Origin of the sequence: Bradyrhizobium shewense (assembly GCF_900094605.1) — a bacterium.
GTDB classification, from domain to species: Bacteria; Pseudomonadota; Alphaproteobacteria; order Rhizobiales; family Xanthobacteraceae; genus Bradyrhizobium; species Bradyrhizobium shewense.
In genome coordinates this window covers 37,328-54,381 of record NZ_FMAI01000033.1, presented here as the reverse complement: position 1 = coordinate 54,381, position 17,054 = coordinate 37,328, and the positions used below count along the sequence as shown (strand labels likewise).

General features: G+C 65.3%; 13 protein-coding genes. 8 read left to right on the top strand and 5 right to left on the bottom strand.

From position 1 onward, the window contains the following. Nucleotides 1-41 precede the first annotated feature (41 nt). The 4 genes from GA0061098_RS37410 (at nucleotide 42) to tarD (ending at nucleotide 3,464) form a co-directional block, all read left to right on the top strand. On the top strand, nucleotides 42-1,442 hold the full coding sequence (locus GA0061098_RS37410) for an amidase family protein (RefSeq protein WP_091966342.1): 1,401 nt from the start codon (nucleotides 42-44) through the stop codon (nucleotides 1,440-1,442). Between the two features lie 2 nt (nucleotides 1,443-1,444). Further along, entirely contained in the window at nucleotides 1,445-1,921 is a 477-nt protein-coding gene (locus GA0061098_RS37405; RefSeq protein WP_091966341.1) for a glutathione peroxidase, read from the top strand. 11 nt (nucleotides 1,922-1,932) lie between these two features. Next, nucleotides 1,933-2,175 (top strand): DUF3297 family protein, encoded by a 243-nt coding sequence (locus tag GA0061098_RS37400; protein ID WP_165637851.1) that lies wholly within the window; start codon nucleotides 1,933-1,935, stop codon nucleotides 2,173-2,175. 119 nt (nucleotides 2,176-2,294) lie between these two features. After that, the gene (gene tarD / locus GA0061098_RS37395) at nucleotides 2,295-3,464 is read left to right on the top strand and encodes a D(-)-tartrate dehydratase (protein ID WP_091966339.1); all 1,170 of its coding nucleotides are present in this window, start codon (nucleotides 2,295-2,297) and stop codon (nucleotides 3,462-3,464) included. 341 nt (nucleotides 3,465-3,805) lie between these two features. Here tarD and GA0061098_RS37390 read toward each other — a convergent pair whose 3' ends face one another. Both GA0061098_RS37390 and GA0061098_RS37385 read right to left on the bottom strand, forming a co-directional pair. Beyond that, nucleotides 3,806-5,158 carry a malonyl-CoA decarboxylase gene (locus tag GA0061098_RS37390; RefSeq protein ID WP_091966338.1) on the bottom strand — a complete coding sequence of 451 codons (1,353 nt, stop codon included), beginning with the start codon at nucleotides 5,156-5,158 and terminating at the stop codon, nucleotides 3,806-3,808. 206 nt (nucleotides 5,159-5,364) lie between these two features. Next, the gene (locus GA0061098_RS37385; RefSeq protein WP_091966337.1) at nucleotides 5,365-6,240 is read right to left on the bottom strand and encodes an AraC family transcriptional regulator; all 876 of its coding nucleotides are present in this window, start codon (nucleotides 6,238-6,240) and stop codon (nucleotides 5,365-5,367) included. A 50-nt stretch (nucleotides 6,241-6,290) separates the two neighbouring features. On the opposite strand from GA0061098_RS37385, the gene GA0061098_RS37380 reads away from it, so the two are divergent. Together GA0061098_RS37380 and GA0061098_RS37375 are read left to right on the top strand one after the other, a co-directional pair. Continuing rightward, nucleotides 6,291-7,463 (top strand): MFS transporter, encoded by a 1,173-nt coding sequence (locus GA0061098_RS37380; RefSeq protein WP_091966336.1) that lies wholly within the window; start codon nucleotides 6,291-6,293, stop codon nucleotides 7,461-7,463. Between the two features lie 218 nt (nucleotides 7,464-7,681). Further along, a complete protein-coding gene (locus GA0061098_RS37375; protein ID WP_091966335.1) occupies nucleotides 7,682-9,949 on the top strand; it encodes a cation:proton antiporter domain-containing protein in 2,268 nt (755 codons plus the stop codon). Between the two features lie 132 nt (nucleotides 9,950-10,081). On the opposite strand, the gene GA0061098_RS37370 is transcribed toward GA0061098_RS37375, so the two are convergent. After that, nucleotides 10,082-13,234, bottom strand: a complete 3,153-nt coding sequence (locus GA0061098_RS37370) for an efflux RND transporter permease subunit (protein ID WP_091966334.1) — start codon at nucleotides 13,232-13,234, stop codon at nucleotides 10,082-10,084. Nucleotides 13,235-13,245: 11 nt separating this feature from the next. Continuing rightward, nucleotides 13,246-14,439 (bottom strand): efflux RND transporter periplasmic adaptor subunit, encoded by a 1,194-nt coding sequence (locus tag GA0061098_RS37365; RefSeq protein ID WP_165637850.1) that lies wholly within the window; start codon nucleotides 14,437-14,439, stop codon nucleotides 13,246-13,248. Nucleotides 14,440-14,683: 244 nt separating this feature from the next. On the opposite strand from GA0061098_RS37365, the gene GA0061098_RS37360 reads away from it, so the two are divergent. Together GA0061098_RS37360 and GA0061098_RS46520 are read left to right on the top strand one after the other, a co-directional pair. Continuing rightward, nucleotides 14,684-15,475 (top strand): transporter substrate-binding domain-containing protein, encoded by a 792-nt coding sequence (locus GA0061098_RS37360; RefSeq protein ID WP_091966333.1) that lies wholly within the window; start codon nucleotides 14,684-14,686, stop codon nucleotides 15,473-15,475. 194 nt (nucleotides 15,476-15,669) lie between these two features. Next, nucleotides 15,670-15,999 (top strand): GNAT family N-acetyltransferase, encoded by a 330-nt coding sequence (locus GA0061098_RS46520; protein WP_245323863.1) that lies wholly within the window; start codon nucleotides 15,670-15,672, stop codon nucleotides 15,997-15,999. 54 nt (nucleotides 16,000-16,053) lie between these two features. On the opposite strand, the gene GA0061098_RS37350 is transcribed toward GA0061098_RS46520, so the two are convergent. Next, a complete protein-coding gene (locus GA0061098_RS37350) occupies nucleotides 16,054-17,037 on the bottom strand; it encodes an NAD-dependent epimerase/dehydratase family protein (protein WP_091966332.1) in 984 nt (327 codons plus the stop codon). Nucleotides 17,038-17,054: the final 17 nt, after the last annotated feature.

Here is a 17,054-nt window from a genome sequence, read left to right as displayed (position 1 = left end):
CGTTCCCGGCGCTAAAAGACGCCGGTTACACGGAGCAAGCCATGCAAGATCTCTGGCGCCTGTCGGCTGCCGACCTCGCCACCCTCGTCAAGTCCAAAAAGGTGTCTGCCAGGGAGGCGGCCAAGGCCGGCCTCGCCCGCCTGGATGCCGTCAATCCCCAGCTCAACGCGGTGATCGACCACCGGCCGGACGACGTGCTCAAGCAGGCCGACGCCGTCGATGCCACCATCGCGCGGGGCGAGGACCCCGGCGTGCTCGCCGGCGTGCCCGTCACCATCAAGGCCAATGTCGACCAGGAGGGCTTTGCCACCACCAACGGCCTGAAGCTCCAGCGCGATTTGATCGCGCGCGAGGACAATCCGGTGGTCGCCAATTTCCGGAAATCGGGCGCCATCCTGCTCGGCCGCACCAATTGCCCGGCCTTCTCCTATCGCTGGTTCACCACCAACCTCGTCCATGGCGACACCAAGAACCCGCGTGACGCCTCTCTGACCCCGGGCGGCTCGTCCGGCGGCGCCGGTTCGGCGGTCGCGGCCGGCATTGGCCACATCGCCCACGGCACCGACATTGCCGGCTCGATCCGCTACCCCGCCTATGCCTGCGGTGTGCACGGCCTGCGCCCGACGCTGGGCCGCATCCCCGCCTTCAATCCGGCACTGCCGGAGCGCCCGATCGGGCCGCAGATCATGGCGGTCTCGGGTCCGCTGGCGCGCACCGTCAACGACCTCAGGATTTCACTGGCCGCGATGTCGGCCCGCGACATCCGCGATCCCTGGTTCGCACCAGTGCCGCTGGAAGGCCCTGCGCGGGACAAGCGCGCGGCGCTTTGTCTCAATCCGGACGGCCTTGCTACCACGCCCGAAGTGAATGCGGCGGTGATCGATGCGGGCAAGCGGCTCGAGCGTGCCGGCTGGACGGTCGAGACGATCGAAAACACGCCGTCGATGCGCGAGGCGGTCGAGTGGCAGATCAAGCTCTGGCTCGGCGACGGCTATGAAGCCCAGCTGGAGATGGCCGAGCGCGAGGGCGATCCCGGTGCGCTGGCGTGCCTGCGCGGCAATCGCGGCAGGGTCACGCCGATGGACCAGGCGAATTACGCCAAGGCGCTGACCCGAAGAGCCACGCTGACCCGCGACTGGATGCTGTTCTTCGAAAAATACGCGGTGCTGCTGACGCCGGTGTCCGGCGAGCTGCCGTTCCCCGATCATCTCGATCGCAAGGACGATGAGTCCTTCAAGCGGGTCTGGGAAGCGCAGCTGCCGCAGATCGCCATTCCCTTCATGGGTCTGCCGGGCCTCGTGGTCTCCACCGGTCTGGTCGGCAAGGCGCCGGTCGGCGTGCACATCGTCTCCGGCCGCTATCGCGAGGATCTGTGCCTGCTCGCCGGCGAAGCGATCGAGGCTGGCGGCGTGCCGCCGTCGCCGATCGATCCCGTGGGTTAGCGATGTCCGCGATTTACGGTTTCAAGGCCAACTCGCTTGCGGGTGAGGAGGTTGCGCTCCGCCGCTTCGAGGGGCAGGTGCTCCTGATCGTCAACACCGCGAGCAAATGCGGCTTCACGCCGCAATATCGCGGTCTGGAGGATCTGCATCGCGATCTCTCGCCGCGCGGCTTCTCGGTGCTCGGCTTCCCCTGCAACCAGTTCGGCGCGCAGGAGCCGGGACAGGCGAGCGAGATCCAGGCGTTCTGCTCGACCAATTACGACGTCACCTTTCCCCTGTTCGAGAAGATCGACGTCAACGGCGCCCATGCGCACCCTCTGTATGAGTACCTGAAACACCAGCAATCGGGCCTGTTAGGGGCCTCCATCAAATGGAATTTCACCAAATTCCTGGTGGACCGTGAGGGCCGCGTGATCGCGCGCTACGCGCCGACCGCACGGCCCGAAGGATTGCGGAATCAAATCGAGACCCTGTTGTGAGCGAGACAATCATGAGCGACGAATTTCCGGACCGCCTGTCGGTCGATCCGAACAGCCCCTATTACAACGCAGACATCCTGGGGCGCGACGTCGGCATCCGCTTCAAGGGCGTCGAGAAGACCAATGTCGAGGAATACTGCATTAGCGAAGGCTGGGTTCGCGTCACCGCCGGCAATGCCAAGGACCGCCACGGCAACCCGCTGACCATCAAGGTGCACGGGCCCGTAGAGCCGTATTTCAGGGATAAGAAATAGTTGAGCCGTCATGCCCGGGCTTGTCCCGGGCATCCACGTTCTTCGTGCGGCAAGACGTGGATGGCCGGGTCAAGCCCGGCCATGACGAGACGAGAGAGTCCGCGAGAAAGCCAAGCCCCATGTCCGTCCGCATCGTCGACGTCCGCGAGATCACCAAGCCGATCTCATCGCCGATCCGCAACGCCTATATCGACTTCACCAAGATGACGACGAGCCTCGTCGCCGTCGTCACCGACGTGGTGCGCGACGGCAAGCGCGTGATCGGCTACGGCTTCAACTCCAACGGCCGTTACGGGCAGGGCGGCCTGATCCGCGAGCGTTTTGCCTCGCGCATCACCGAGGCCGATCCGAAGTCGCTGCTGAATGCGGCCGGCGACAATCTCGACCCCGACAAGGTCTGGGGCGCGATGATGACCAACGAGAAGCCCGGCGGCCACGGCGAGCGTTCGGTCGCAGTCGGCACCATCGACATGGCGGTGTGGGATGCGGTGGCGAAGATCGCGGGCAAGCCGCTGTTTCGCCTGCTCGCCGAACGCCACGGCGTCAAAGCCAATCCGCGCGTGTTCGTCTACGCCGCCGGCGGCTATTACTATCCCGGTAAGGACCTCTCGATGCTGCGCGGTGAGATGCGCGGCTATCTCGATCGCGGCTACAACGTCGTGAAGATGAAGATCGGCGGCGCTGATATCGACGAGGACCGCACCCGCATCGAGGCAGTGCTGAAGGAGATCGGCAAGGACGCGCAGCTCGCCGTCGACGCCAACGGCCGCTTCAACCTCGAGACCGGCATCGCCTATGCCAAGATGCTGCGCGACTATCCCTTGTTCTGGTACGAGGAAGTCGGCGATCCCCTCGACTACGCGCTGCAGGCCGCGCTCGCCGAATTCTATCCGGGCCCGATGGCCACAGGCGAGAATCTCTTCAGCCACCAGGACGCCCGCAATCTGATCCGCTACGGCGGCATGCGCCCCGATCGCGACTGGCTGCAATTCGACTGCGCGCTGTCCTACGGCCTCTGCGAATACCAGCGCACGCTGGAAGTGCTGAAGACCCACGGCTGGTCCCCCAGCCGCTGCATCCCGCACGGCGGCCACCAGATGTCGCTCAACATCGCCGCCGGCTTAGGCCTCGGCGGCAACGAGAGCTATCCCGACCTGTTCCAGCCCTACGGCGGCTTCCCGGATGGTGTGCGCGTCGAGAACGGCCACATCACCATGCCGGACCTTCCGGGCATCGGCTTCGAAGGCAAGTCCGATCTCTACAAGGAAATGAGGGCGCTGGCGGAGTAACGGGCGACGGCGTCTCCAACAACTCGCTGTCGTCCCTGCGAAAGCAGGGACCCATAACCCCAGGGAGAGGTTATGGAGCGAGCTGGTAACTCCGAGTCTTCGCCAAACCCAATCCTGTGGTTATGGGTCCCGGATCTGCGCTTCGCTTGTCCGGGACGACGACTGAGTGTGTTGCTGGGCCCTTGAGCCCCGCGACTCCGCCACGCCCTCCGCTGTCATGCTCCGGCTTGATCGGGGCATCCAGTACGCCGCGGCGGATGCGGCGAGAGCGAACTCTCCAATGTCGGCCTCTGGAACACTGGATCGTCCGCCTGCGCGGACGATGACAGCGAGTGTGTGGCCTACGACAACCGCATATCCAGCAGCCGCCTTCCTTCGCCCTTCAGCAGCTTCTTCACAGCGCTGGACGCCACGACCTCGCCGTCATTGGCATAGGCTTCGTGGTTCTTCTCGATGTCGTCGAGACGGTAGAGGTAGTTGACCATCACGCCGGCGGATTCCCGCACGCCCTTCGGCGAGAGGTCCCCCAGCCAGTTGATGCGCTCCAGCCTGGCGCCGTTGCCGAGATGGAAGCGGGCGACGGAATCGATAAGCTTGCCCTTCGGCGTGCGCGCCTTGAGGAAGTAGTGCGCCGCGAGCGGCTCGATCACGGCGCGGAGCTGTGCCGTCGTCTCGGGGCTCTCGAACCATTTGGGATCGTCGAGGCGCTTCAGCACCTCGCGGTCCTCGTCCGACAGCGGCAGGTCCTTGTCCTGCTTCAGCCATGGCATGAAACCCGGCACCGGCGACAGCGTCACGAAAGTGTCGAGCTTGGGCGTTTCGCGGCGCAGCTCTTCGACGACCTGCTTGATCAGGAAGCTGCCGAAGGAGATGCCGCCGAGACCGCGCTGGGTGTTGGAGATCGAATAGAACACGGCGGTGCGCGCGCGCTCGATCGGCAGATACTGGCGGTCGACCGCGAGCAGCGGCGCAATCGCGCCCGGGATCGTCTCGGTCAGCGCCACCTCGACGAAAATCAAGGGCTCGTCGACCATCGCGGGATGGAAGAAGGCGTAGCAGCGGCGGTCGACCGGATCGATGCGGCGGCGCAGATCGTCCCAGTCGGAGATCTCGTGCACGGCCTCGTAGCGGATGATCTTTTCGAGGATGTTGGCCGGGGTCGACCAGTCAATCCTGCGCAGCACGAGAAACCCCCTGTTGAACCATGAAGAGAGAAGATGCGAGACGTCGCGATCGAGCGCGGCGAGATCGGAGTGGCCGTTCATCATGCCGAGCAGATCGGCGCGCATGTTGACGAGATCGCCGGTGCCGCCGGGCGCGCGGTTGAGGCGGCGGATCAGCTCCTGCCGCCGCGGCTCCGAGGCGAAATGCAGCGAGCTCGCGTCCTCGTCGCTCGGCGCGGCGCGCCATTTCTCGATCGCCTTGGACAGGCGCTCCCGGTCCGGGCCGAAATCGCGCACCAGTCCGTCGAAGAAGGCGCGGCGTCCCGCCGCATCCAGCTCCCGGTAGATGTCGAGCACCTCACGCGCGATGGCGATGCCCGATGCCTCGCCCCGGCCCGACAGCAGCGCGTCGCAGAGATCGATCAGGCCGTCGGCATCCCGTCTGGTGTCGGCGGAATCCCCCCGACGAAGCAGCGTGCGGCCGCGCTCGGAGATCGTGGCGAGCAGATCGGAGAAGAAGGCGTTGGCCATCGGGACTTTCGTGTCGGGTTTGTGCGTTGCGGAAGCTTACACGGGATTTGGGCAGAAACCGATCACAATCAAGCGGAGGAATGCGGCAACTTTAGTTGGGCCGTGCGTCTGGAAATAAGGGATGGCGGGTGGAGGTGGGAGCCGACACAACGCGCCGTCATGCCCCGGCTTGACCGGGGCATCCAGTACGCCGCAGCTTCTCGATTCTAGCCGCGCCGGCTCGGCGTACTGGGTCGCCCGGTCAAGCCGGGCGACGACACCGAGTGTGTGGCAAACTCCGTCGGCGTCCGCCCCGTCACCTGGCGGAACGCGGCCGAGAACGCGGGCACGCTGGCATAGCCGAGCTGGGTGGCAAGCTGCTTCACCGACACGCTGGCATCCGTCGAGAGCCGCTGGATCGCCGCGGCGATCCGCGCGCGCTGGCACCAGCTCTTGAAGCTCAGCTGCGTTTCCATCGAGAACAGCCGCGACAGCGTCCGCGCGGAAGTTCCGACCTCGCGCGCGAGCGTGTCGATGTCGTGCAGGCCGGTGGGGTCGTCCAGCACAATCAGGGCGGCGCGGCGGCAGCGCACTTCGCGCGGCAGTGGCACGAAAGTCGCGGAATCCTCAGCCTGGTGCAATTCCAGCATCACGAGGCGAACCAGCAGCTCGGTACGCTCCTCCGTGTTGCGCGCGTCGAACAGCGCCAGGATCGCCTGATTGAGCAGCGGCGACACCCGCACCACGAATTCCCGGGTCAGGCCGTCATAGCGCTGCTCGCGCTTCAGCCAGGACAGGTCGAAATACAGCGTGCGCATCTCGATGTCGGCGAGCAGATCGATGGCATGCTCGAGCCCGGCCGGGACCCAGACGGCGCGGTCCGGCGGCACCAGCCATCGCCCCCCGGGCGTCGTCACCTGCATCGTGCCCTTGGCCGCATAGATCAGCTGCGCCTCGCGGTGCAAATGCGGATCGATCCGCATGCCCTTGGGATAGTCGCGCGCGACCAGGTGCACCCCCGCGGGCGAGCGGTGGTTGCTCCGGACCTCCCTCAGGATTGGCGTTTCCAAGATTGGCGTTTCCAAGACAGTCATTGGCAGCATCCCGTCATGGGGAGGACATATAACTCATTTCGGAGCAGGAGAGGATTCGTATGAACAGCCCCAGCCGGGTCATCAGTTTCGTCAACGCAGGCCATTTCATCGACCATTATGCGATGCTGATCTTCGCCGCCGCCGTCATCATCATGGGGCCGGCGCTCGGCATGGCCTATTCGGAACTTTTGCCCTACGCGACACCCGGCTTTGTGGCTTTCGGCGCCGGCTCGCTGCTCACCGGATGGCTCGGCGACCGCTGGAGCCGCCGCCACATGATGCTGATCTTCTTCGTCGGCATCGGAGCGTCCATGATCGCAGTCGGCTTCGTGCAGACCCCGGCGCAGCTCGGCGCGGCGCTGCTGGCGATCGGCATCTTTGCCTCGATCTACCATCCCGTCGGCACCGCCATGATTGTGTCCTATGCCGATCGGCTCGGCCGCGAGATGGGCATCAACGGCGTCTGGGGCAATCTCGGCGTTGCCTCCTCCGCGCTGGTGACAGGCGTGATCGGCCAATATCTCGGCTGGCGTTTCGCCTTCATCGTTCCCGGCATTGTCACGATCCTGATCGGCGTCGCCTTTGCGATGATGGTCGTGCACGAGGACCGCAAGGGCTCGAAGCAGGCGGCGGCGCAGGCGCGGGTGGCAAAACAGGACATGTGGCGCGTGGTGCTGTCGCTGCTGATCGTCGTGATCGCGATCTCCACGACCTTCAACGCCGTCACCGTCGCGCTGCCAAAACTGTTCGCGGAGCGTCTCGCCGATTTGACGAAGAGCCCGGCGCTGCTCGGCGTCATCGCGGCCTGCGTCTACGTGTTCGGCGCGATGACGCAATACACGATCGGCCGGTTGCTCGACCGCTACTCGCTGAAGACGGTGGCGTTGCCGCTGTCCTTCATGCTGGCGCCGTTCCTCTATCTCGCCGCCAGCCTGAACAATCTGCCGCTGATCCTGGTCTCGATCGGCATCGTCATGGGTGCGTTCGGACAGGTCACGGTGAACGATGCCATGGTCGGCAAGTACACCAGCGAGGAATGGCGCTCGCGCGCCTACGCGGTTCGCTATTTCATCGGCTTCACCGCAGCCGGCGCCTCGGTCGGCCTGGTCGCCTGGCTCTACGAGCAGGGCGGCTTCGTCACCATGCTGCACGCCTTCGCCGCGCTCTGCCTGCTGGCGATCGCAGCGGCGATCATCCTGCCCCGCGAGATCAGGACGCCGCAGCCGGTGTGACGTCTCGTGTCCCGGACAAGCCGCAACGCGTGAGCGTTGCGGCGCCGAGCCGGGACCCAGGACTGCGAGTCCCGTTCGCCAAGGCTTCGGCGGACAAGTCGCTGCGCTCGCAATGACGGCGAATATCCCGCCCCGTGAACCGGGAACCCGCTCCACCTCCGGCGGGTTCTATCCCCGTGGCCCCGACCTCGGGGCGGGCAAAGGGGGAAGACACCAGCATGCCATGGCGCCTGCTCCGACCGGTCGGCCTCGTCCCCGCGGCGCTTGTCCTCACCACCATTGCGGCCGGTGCCGAGGGCGGCAAAGCGGCCGGCCCATCCGAATTCCTGTTGGTGGCGCAGATCGTGCTGTTGATCGCGGTCGGTCGCGGTCTCGGCGAGATCATGCAGCGCGTCGGCCAGCCCTCGGTGATCGGCGAGTTGCTCGCCGGCATCATCCTGGGACCGTCGCTGTTCGGCTGGATCTGGCCCGAAGCGCAGCACGCGATCTTCCCGAAGGCACCCGAGCAGAAGGCGATGCTCGACGGCATTGCCCAGTTCGGCATCCTGCTCCTGCTGCTGCTCACCGGCATGGAGACCGACCTTAAGCTGGTCAGGAAGGTGGGCAGGGCCGCGATCGCGATCTCGATCGCCGGCATCCTCGTGCCCTTCGCCTGCGGCTTTGCGCTCGGCGAGTTCCTGCCCGATGCGCTGCTGCCCAATCCGCAACAGCGCCTGGTCGCTTCGCTGTTCATGGGCACGGCGCTGTCGATCTCCTCGGTGAAGATCGTCGCGGTGGTCGTGCGCGAGATGAATTTCATGCGCCGCAATGTCGGTCAGATCATCGTCGCGACCGCCGTGATCGACGACACCATCGGCTGGATCATCATCGCCGTCATCTTCAGCCTGGCCTCGCACGGTACGCTGGATATCGCCTCGGTGGCGAAGGCCGTGCTGGGCACGCTCGCCTTCCTCGCCGTCAGCTTCACCATAGGGCGCCGCCTGGTGTTCCAGCTGATCCGCTGGGCCAACGACAATCTCGTCAGCGCGGCCGCGGTGATCACGGTGATCTTGCTGTTGATGAGCGTGATGGCGCTGATCACGCATCTGATCGGCGTGCACACCGTGTTAGGTGCCTTCGTCGCCGGCATCCTGGTCGGGGAATCCCCGATCCTGACGCGGCAGATCGACGAACGCCTGCGCGGGTTGATCTCCAGCTTCTTCATGCCGGTGTTCTTCGGCCTCGCCGGCCTCAGCGCCGATCTCTCGGTGCTGCGCGATCCCAATCTGCTGATGCTCACCGGCCTCCTGGTCGTGATCGCCAGCGTCGGCAAGTTCGGCGGCGCCTTCGTCGGCGGCACATTGGGCGGCCTGAACAATCGGGAGTCGCTGGCGCTGGCAAGCGGCATGAATGCCCGCGGCTCGACCGAGGTGATCATCGCGACCATTGGCCTGTCCATCGGCGTGCTGAGCCAGAACCTGTTCACGATGATCGTGACCATGGCGATCGTGACCACGATGGCGATGCCGCCGATGCTGCGCGCGGCGCTGGCAAGGTTGCCGATGAACAAGGACGAGAAGGAGCGGCTGGAGCGGGAGGAGTTCGAGAAGCGCGGTTTCCTCGCCAATCTCGAGCGCCCGTTGCTGGCGGTGGACGAAAGCGTCAACGCCACCTTTGCCGCCCACATCGCCGGCCTGATCGCCGGCATGCGCGGGCTGCCGATCACCGTGCTGCATATCGGCAAGAGCGCCAAGGAGCAGGAGAAGGGCCGCGACCAGGAGGAGAGCCACGAAGCGGTGGTGAAGAAGGCGGCCGAAGTCGTGTCCGCCCATGGCGACGGCGGGGCCGGCAACGTCGATGTCGTCACCCGCGCGAGGCAAGCGGAGCTCGGCGAGACCATCGCCGACGAGGCGCGCAAGGGTTTTGATCTTCTCGTCGTCGGCGTCGACAAGGTCGTGACGGCCAAGGACCGTTTCGACCGGAGGATCGACGACATCGCCGCGAAGTTCGAAGGACCGCTCGCGATCGTCGTGGCCAAGGGCAAGCACCTGAAGCAGCCGGCGCCCGAGGCGCTCAACATCCTCGTTCCCGTCTCCGGCAGCGGCATCTCCAAGCGCGGCGCCGAGGTGGCGGTCGCGCTCGCGCAAGGAGGATCAGGCTCGCTGCGGGTGATCTATGTCGCGACGACGCGTGACAAGGGCGCGCAGCGCGGCGCCTCCCGTGGCCTCGGCCAGGAAGCGGGCATCCTCAAGGACGCCAGCGATCTCGCCGCCCGCTACGACGTTGACATCACCACCACGCTGCGGGTGAACCGGGCTCCGGAGGCCGCGATCCTGCGCGAGATCGACACCACCGACGCCGATCTCGTCGTCATGGGCGTCGACCGCATCCAGGCCGACCACCTCTCCTTCGGCGGCGTCGCCGACGCCGTGCTGCGGCAGTCGAAGGTGTCGGTGCTGTTGGTGTCGAGCGGCGAGGCAAGGCAGGCTCCGGCGGAGAAGGCGTGAACTACGGTGCATTCCCTCTCCGCCGTCATTGCGAGCGCAACGAAGCGACGCAGCAATCCAGACTCTCTCCCCGGAAAGGCTCTGGATTGCTTCGCTGCGCTCGCAATGACGATTGTGGTTGGCAGCCGTTGCCTACTTCACTGCCACAGTCTCCACCTTCGGCGCCTTCTTGCTCGCCCGCCAGTTCTCGAAGCGCTGCACCACCACGAAGAAGGCCGGCACGAACAGCACGGCGAGGCAGGTCGAGGCCAGCATGCCCGAGAACACCGTGATGCCGATCGACTTGCGCGCACTTGCGCCGGCGCCGGTCGCGAGCACCAAGGGCACGACGCCGAGGATGAAGGCGAACGAGGTCATCAGGATCGGTCGGAAGCGGGCGCGCGCCGCCTCGATCGCAGCCTCCAGCACTGGCTTGCCGTCGCGGCCGTGCAGCTCGAGCCCGACCTCGACGATCAGGATCGCGTTCTTGGCCGACAGCGCGATCAGCAGGATCAGGCCGATCTGGCAATAGAGGTTGTTGTCGATCTTGAGCCCGGAGAGGATCAGCATCGGCCCGAGTAGCGACAGCGGCACCGCGAGGATCACCGAGATCGGCGCGTACCAGCTCTCATATTGGCCGGCGAGCACGAGATAGACCAGCAGCATGGCAAGGCCGAACACCCAGTAGATCTGGTTCGAGACCGCCTTCTCCTGATAGGACATCGCGGTCCACTCATAGCCGGTGCCCGGCGGCAGCGTCTTGTCGGCGATCTCCTCCATCAGCTTCAGCGACTGACCCGATGAGTAGCCCTGCGCCGGCAGGCCGATCACGGTCGAGGATGGATAGAGATTGTAGAGGCTGATCAGCGACGGTCCGGTGGCCGGCGTGATCTTGGCGACGGTGCCGATCGGGATCATGTCGCCGTTCGAGTTGCGCACCTGCATGTTGGCGATGTCGCGCTCGGTGACGCGGAAGGCCGGATCGGCCTGGGTATAGACCTGGAACACGCGGCCGAACTTGTTGAACTGGTTGACATAGGACGAGCCGAGATAGGTCGACAGCGCCGAGAACACCTGGTCCGTCGTGACGTGCAGTGTCTGGGTCTTGACCCGGTCGATCTCGATGTTGAATTGCGGCACCGACGAGCGGAACGAGGACTGCACGCGCTGCAGCGCGCTCTGGCTCTGCCCATTGCTGACCATCGCGCCGGTGATCGCCTGCAGCTTGGCGAAATCGCTGTTGCCGTCGCGCAGCTCGACCTGCATCGAGAAGCCGGCGGCGTTGCCGATGCCCTGGATCGGCGGCGGCGGCAGCACGAGCGTGCGCGCCTCCATGATGGTGGCGAGCTTGTCGTTGAGCCCGTACACCAGTGAGCGCAGATCCTCGCCGGGCCCTTTGCGCGCGTCCCAATCCTTCAGGATGATGTAGGCGACGCCGGCATTGGCAAGGCTGGCGCTGTTGTCGAGCGCGGAGATGCCGGCGATGGTGATGACCTGCGCCACGCCGGGCGTCTCCTTGATCAGCCCGCTCGCTTTGTCGAGCACGGCTTGGGTCCGCTCCAGCGCGGCGCCGTCGGGCAGCTGCACGGCGGCGATCAGATAGCCCTGGTCCTCGATCGGCAGGAAGCCGGTCGGCACCCGCGACAGGCCGTAGCCGCTGGCTCCGATGACCAGCAGCGCGAACGCGACCGAGACGGTGGCGTGCCGGCACAGGAAGGTGATCAGCCTTGTGTAGCCGCGCTCAACGCGGTCATAGACCGCGTTGAAACCTCTGTAGAAGAAATTGCGCTGCTCCGGCGGCACCGTCGGCCGCAGCCACAGCGCGCATTGCGTCGGCTTCAGCGTCGCCGCGTTGATGGCGGAGAGCAGCGCAGTCGCCGCGATCACCAGCGCGAATTGCGAATAGATGCGCCCGGTGAGCCCCGCGAGGAACGAGGCCGGCAAAAACACCGAGATCAGCACCAGCGTGATGCCGACGATCGGCGCGAACAGCTGGTCCATCGCCTTGATCGCGGCGTCGTGGCCGTTCATGCCCTGCTCGATGTTGTGGGCGGCGCCTTCCACCACGACGATGGCGTCGTCGACCACGATGCCGATCGCGAGCACGATCGCGAACAGCGTCGACATGTTGATGGTGAAGCCGAGCGCCGCCATCGCCGCGAAGGCGCCGATGATGGTGACCGGCACGGTCGTCGCAGGCACCAGCATCGCACGCCAGTCCTGCAGGAACACCAGGATCACGACCAGCACCAGCAGGCCGGCCTCGATCAGCGTCATGTAGACCTCGTGCACCGAGGCCTCGACGAATTTGGTGGTGTCGAACGGCGTGTCGTATTTGATGCCTTCCGGGAATCGCTTGGCGAGGTCCGCCATCTTCTTCTCGACGGCCTGCTCGACCTGGAGCGCGTTGGCGCCGGGCGACTGGAATACGCCGATGCCGGTGGCGGGCTGCTTGTTGAGCGAAAAGATCTGGCTGTAGGTCTGCGCCCCCAGCTCGACCCAGCCGACGTCGCGCACGCGCGTGACGTCGCCGCTGGTCCCCGACTTGACGATGATGTTCTCGAACTGGCTGGTGTCGTCGAGCCGTCCGTTGACGTTGAGCGTGTACTGGAACGCCTGGCCCGGCGGCGTCGGCGGCGCGCCGACCTGGCCGGCGGAGACCTGCTGGCTCTGTTGCTGGATCGCGTTGATGACGTCCTGCGGCACGAGGCCAAGGACCTGCAGCTTGTTGGGATCGAGCCAGACCCGCATCGAATACTGGCCGGCGCCGAACACGGTGACGTTGCCCACGCCGGGCAGGCGCGAGAGCTCGTCGCGGATGTTGATGGTGGCGTAATTGCTCAGGTAAAGGCTGTCGTACCTGGAGTCCGGCGAGGTCAGCGTCACGAACAGCAGGATCGAGGTCGATCGCTTCTGCACGGTGACGCCCTGGTTCTGTACCGACTGCGGCAGCTGCGACAATGCGCTGGAGACGCGATTCTGCACCAGCACCTGCGCGAAGTTCAGGTCGGTGCCGATCTTGAAGGTGACGGTCAGCGTGTAGCTGCCGTCGGAGCCGCTATAGGACTGCATGTAGAGCATGTCCTCGACGCCGTTGACCTGCTGCTCGATCGGCAAGGCAACGGTGTCGATCACGGTCTTGGCGCTGGCGCCGGGATAGCGCGTGGTGACCTGCACCGTCGGCGGCACCACGTCGGGGTATTGCGCGATCGCCAGGTTGAACAGCGCGACGCCGCCGATCAAGATCATCAACAGCGCGATGACGTTCGACAGGACCGGCCGCTCGATGAAGAATTTTGAGATCATGGCTGGCGCTCCTACTTGGCAGACGCCTGCGGTTGCTCGATCTTCGTTGTTTGCGGATCGATCTTCTGGCCCGGGATCACCCGCAGCAGCCCCGCGATGACGACGCGGTCGTCCGGCTTCAAGCCGCTTTCGATGACGCGCAGCCCGTTGTCGACCGGGCCGATCTGCACCTTGCGCTGCTCGACGACGTTGTCGCCGTTGACCACCAGCAGATAGCGACCGCCCTGATCGCTGCCCAGCGCCGTGTCGGGGACGAGTAGGGCGCTCTTCTCCTGGTCGAAGGGCACGCGGACGCGCACGAAATAACCGGGCAGCAGCGCCCGCTTGTCGTTGGGTATGACGCCGCGTACCGCGAGCGTGCCTGTCGACGTATTGAGGGTCGGCGAGACGTAGTCGAGGTGGCCTTCATGCGGATAGCCGGCCTCGGTCTGCAGGCCCACCTGGACCGGCAACTGTTTGAGGTCGGCGACGGTCAGCCCGCGGCGGGCCGCTTCGGCGCGGATGCGCAGCACGTCCTGCTCGTTGACCGTGAAGTTCACCCAGATCGGATCCATCGCGACGATGGAGGCGAGCTGGGTCGGCGAGGAGACGCCGACGAGCTCGCCGACCGAGACCAGGTGGGCGCTGACGATGCCGTCGAACGGCGCTGTCACCCTGGTGTAGCCGTAATTGACCTCGGCCAGCCTCGTATTGACCTGGGCCTGCTGGAGGTTGGCCTGAGCGTTGTCGCGGGTCGATGTCGAGGTGTCCAGGGTGGATTGCGAGACCGCCTGGCGCTGCACGAGCTCGACCTGCCGCTTGAAATCGGCTTCGGCCTGCTTGACCGTGGCTTGCGCGCCGACCTCGGCCGCCTGCGCTTGCTCGACCTTGAGCTTGTAGGTCTCGGGCTCGATCGTGAACAGCTGGGTGCCCTGCTTGACGAAGGTGCCGTCCTGATAGTCGATCGATTGCAGGAAGCCCTGCACCCGCGCCACGAGATCGACGCTCTTGATCGGCGCGGTGTTGCCGGTGGCCTCGATGTAGCGCGTCACCGGACGCTGCACCGGCGTTGCCACGTCCACCTTGGGCGGCGGCGGTGCCACGAACGTGTTCTTGTCCTCGCAACCCACCAGTGCGACCACGGCCGCAGCGGCGGCCAGTGTCCGCCCGGCCTGTCTCCACGCTTCATTGCGCCGTGCAGCAGATGCGGGATTGGATGAGGTCATTCGGTAGCCCCCGAGTATCGTCTGTCGGTGCGGCAGGCTATCAATAAATGTCCGGCCGTGGAACACCATAGCCATGGCAGTCGCCGGCCTTGCGCTGCACAGGGCGGTGTGGCCTTTGACAGATTTGTCATGACAAACCGCTTTTCACCGAGCGCACGATCGACCAGAATTGTGTCAAAGACCGTGTGACGCTGGGCGAGCCAGCCGGGTAGAAGCCAAGAAGAAAAGGTGAGGAGAACATGATATGTCCACGTCCCTGCGCTCGGGCCTTGCCGGCCTCGTTCTCGCAGCGATGGTCGCGATGCCGGCGCTAGCAGACGGTCTGAAGGACGAGATCACACCGACCGGCAAGCTGCGGGTCGCGATCGCAATCAGCCCCGCAGGCGGCGCATTCTGGTCGACCAAGACCGAAGGCGGCTATGCCGGCGTTCCCGTCGACCTCGGCAAGGCGATGGCCGCCCAGCTCGGCGTCCCCGTCGAATATGTCGTGCACCAGAACTCCGGGCAGATCACCGATGCGGCGTCAAAAGGTACGTGGGATGTCACCTGGCTCCCTAGGGATCCCGAGCGCGAGACCAAGATGTTGTTCGGTCCGATCTACGAGGTCGCGGACGCCACCTATATCGTCAAGCCCGGCTCCGCCGTCACAAACTTTGCCACGCTCGACCAACCAGGCATCAAGGTCGCCGCCGTCAACGCCACCACCACCATGCGCGGCGCGATCGCGCATCTGAAGCATGCGAAGGTCACCGGCTATCAGACCTATGACGAGATCTTCGGCCTGCTCAGGAGCGGCGAGATCGACGCCTTCGCGCTGTCCCGCGATCAGCTCAACAAGATGGCGCAGAAGATTTCGGGGACGAAGGTGCTGGACGAGACGTTCAAGAAGACGGTGACCGCCGTCGCCGTGCCGCTCGGCCATCAGCAGGCGCTGGCCTTCGTCACCAAATTCATGACCGAGGCCACGACCAACGGCACGCTGCGCAAGGCCTATGACGACAACGGCCTGAAGGATTCGCAGATCCGGACGGAATAATGCGCGCGGCTCCATGACAAGAGAGATTCAGATTCGCGCCTTCTCACCGCCCGATGCAGTTCCTGTGCGGGAGCTGTTCATCCGGGTAAATCGCCTGTTGGCGCCAGCGCGCTTGGAGGAGGCGTTTGAAAGATACATTAGCCGCTCGCTCGCAGAGGAGATAGATAGGCTCTCCGATTATTATTCGAGCCGGAATGGCGGTTTTTGGGTCGCTGTTGATGGCGACGGGCATGTTTGGACTAGAGGCCCTTGGCGAGCATGCGATGGAGTTACGGCGCATGTACGTTGCTCCCGCCGCGCGGCGCCGCGGTATCGCGCGAAAGATGCTGGCGTTTGCCGAGCAGGAGTGCCGTCGCCGCGTTCGTCTGCAATTGCAGCTGAGTACGTCTGAGCTCCAGGAGGATGCGCTGGCGCTGTATCGTAATGCGGGATACGAGAACGTGCGCGAAGAGATCGCCGATGCCTCCAGCAACAAGACACTGGGCGGCGGCGTTCGCCGCTACCATTTCACCAAGCGACTTTGAGGCGGATTTCTTCGCCTTCCCGAAGACGCTGACAGACAGCTACAGGCCGGAGACTTAGGTCACTCTTTCCGCGTGCCACGCGGCGAGCACGTCCTTCTCTTCATCGCCAGTAAGCCCGACGACCGGGCCGCCACTGACGTGAAGCCAATGCAGCGTGTCGCGCGCGGTGTTTCCCGGTGGTCGCGAGGTCAGTCCGGCCTCGCGCGCCGGCGAGGTGTCGCGTGTCAGGAAGCCCGCGAAGTCGGGCAAAGGCAACCATATCGGCAATGACCGCGGACCAGCCCAACGCCGAACGTCGTGTGCCTCGAGAAACGCCCGATCGACCCAGGTGAATGTGCAGGATGCGTTCAGCGCCGATGCGCATTCGGCCATGAATTCGCCGCGCGAGCGCACTGGTCCAATCCCGTCATAGATGCCGGTGAGGCGAACTTCCGCCGCATGCACGATCCATTGCGCGAGGTCGCGGACATCGATGAACTGGACGGCATCATCAGGCGACCCCGGCGCCAGCACCTCGCCGCCACGCGCGAGCCGCGCCGGCCAATAGGCGAAGCGCCCGGTCGGGTCCTCCGGCCCCGCGATCAGGCCGGCACGGCAGATGAAGGCATCGCCGCCGACCGCCTGTTCGCAGGCGACCTTGGCCGCGCCGTAAATGGCATCGGTGCTGTGCTCCAAATCCTCGGCCGCAGGCTCGCGCAATGGCGCCGTGTCGGCGCGTTGTCCCGGTATGCGATTGTCCGCATACACACTGATCGTGGAGACGAAGGTCCAATGCACATTTGGTCGCTTCAGCGCTGCGACCGCGCGGCGAACCTGGCCGGGATGACGCGAGACGTCGACGACAGCGTCGAACGTCGCGCCGGTCAGTGGCGCAAGACCATCAGCAACGTCGCGATCGATCCGCACAAAGCGCGCGCCCGGTGCGATCGGCCCCGCAAGACCGCGGGCCGCGCAGGTCACGTCGTGGCCGGCAGCACAGGCATGGGCCGCAATCGCTCGCCCGAGAAACTGGCTGCCGCCGAGGATTAAAATGCGCATGCGATCGCCCTTCTGCC

What these genes read in the sequence shown, in the direction of transcription:
- GA0061098_RS37410 (WP_091966342.1), top strand. Translation starts at nt 42, where the DNA reads ATGCAAGATCTCTGGCGCCTGTCGGCTGCCGACCTCGCCACCCTCGTC.
- GA0061098_RS37405 (WP_091966341.1), top strand. Translation starts at nt 1,445, where the DNA reads ATGTCCGCGATTTACGGTTTCAAGGCCAACTCGCTTGCGGGTGAGGAG.
- GA0061098_RS37400 (WP_165637851.1), top strand. Translation starts at nt 1,933, where the DNA reads ATGAGCGACGAATTTCCGGACCGCCTGTCGGTCGATCCGAACAGCCCC.
- tarD (WP_091966339.1), top strand. Translation starts at nt 2,295, where the DNA reads ATGTCCGTCCGCATCGTCGACGTCCGCGAGATCACCAAGCCGATCTCA.
- GA0061098_RS37390 (WP_091966338.1), bottom strand. Translation starts at nt 5,158, where the DNA reads ATGGCCAACGCCTTCTTCTCCGATCTGCTCGCCACGATCTCCGAGCGC.
- GA0061098_RS37385 (WP_091966337.1), bottom strand. Translation starts at nt 6,240, where the DNA reads ATGCTGCCAATGACTGTCTTGGAAACGCCAATCTTGGAAACGCCAATC.
- GA0061098_RS37380 (WP_091966336.1), top strand. Translation starts at nt 6,291, where the DNA reads ATGAACAGCCCCAGCCGGGTCATCAGTTTCGTCAACGCAGGCCATTTC.
- GA0061098_RS37375 (WP_091966335.1), top strand. Translation starts at nt 7,682, where the DNA reads ATGCCATGGCGCCTGCTCCGACCGGTCGGCCTCGTCCCCGCGGCGCTT.
- GA0061098_RS37370 (WP_091966334.1), bottom strand. Translation starts at nt 13,234, where the DNA reads ATGATCTCAAAATTCTTCATCGAGCGGCCGGTCCTGTCGAACGTCATC.
- GA0061098_RS37365 (WP_165637850.1), bottom strand. Translation starts at nt 14,439, where the DNA reads ATGACCTCATCCAATCCCGCATCTGCTGCACGGCGCAATGAAGCGTGG.
- GA0061098_RS37360 (WP_091966333.1), top strand. Translation starts at nt 14,684, where the DNA reads ATGTCCACGTCCCTGCGCTCGGGCCTTGCCGGCCTCGTTCTCGCAGCG.
- GA0061098_RS46520 (WP_245323863.1), top strand. Translation starts at nt 15,670, where the DNA reads ATGGCGGTTTTTGGGTCGCTGTTGATGGCGACGGGCATGTTTGGACTA.
- GA0061098_RS37350 (WP_091966332.1), bottom strand. Translation starts at nt 17,037, where the DNA reads ATGCGCATTTTAATCCTCGGCGGCAGCCAGTTTCTCGGGCGAGCGATT.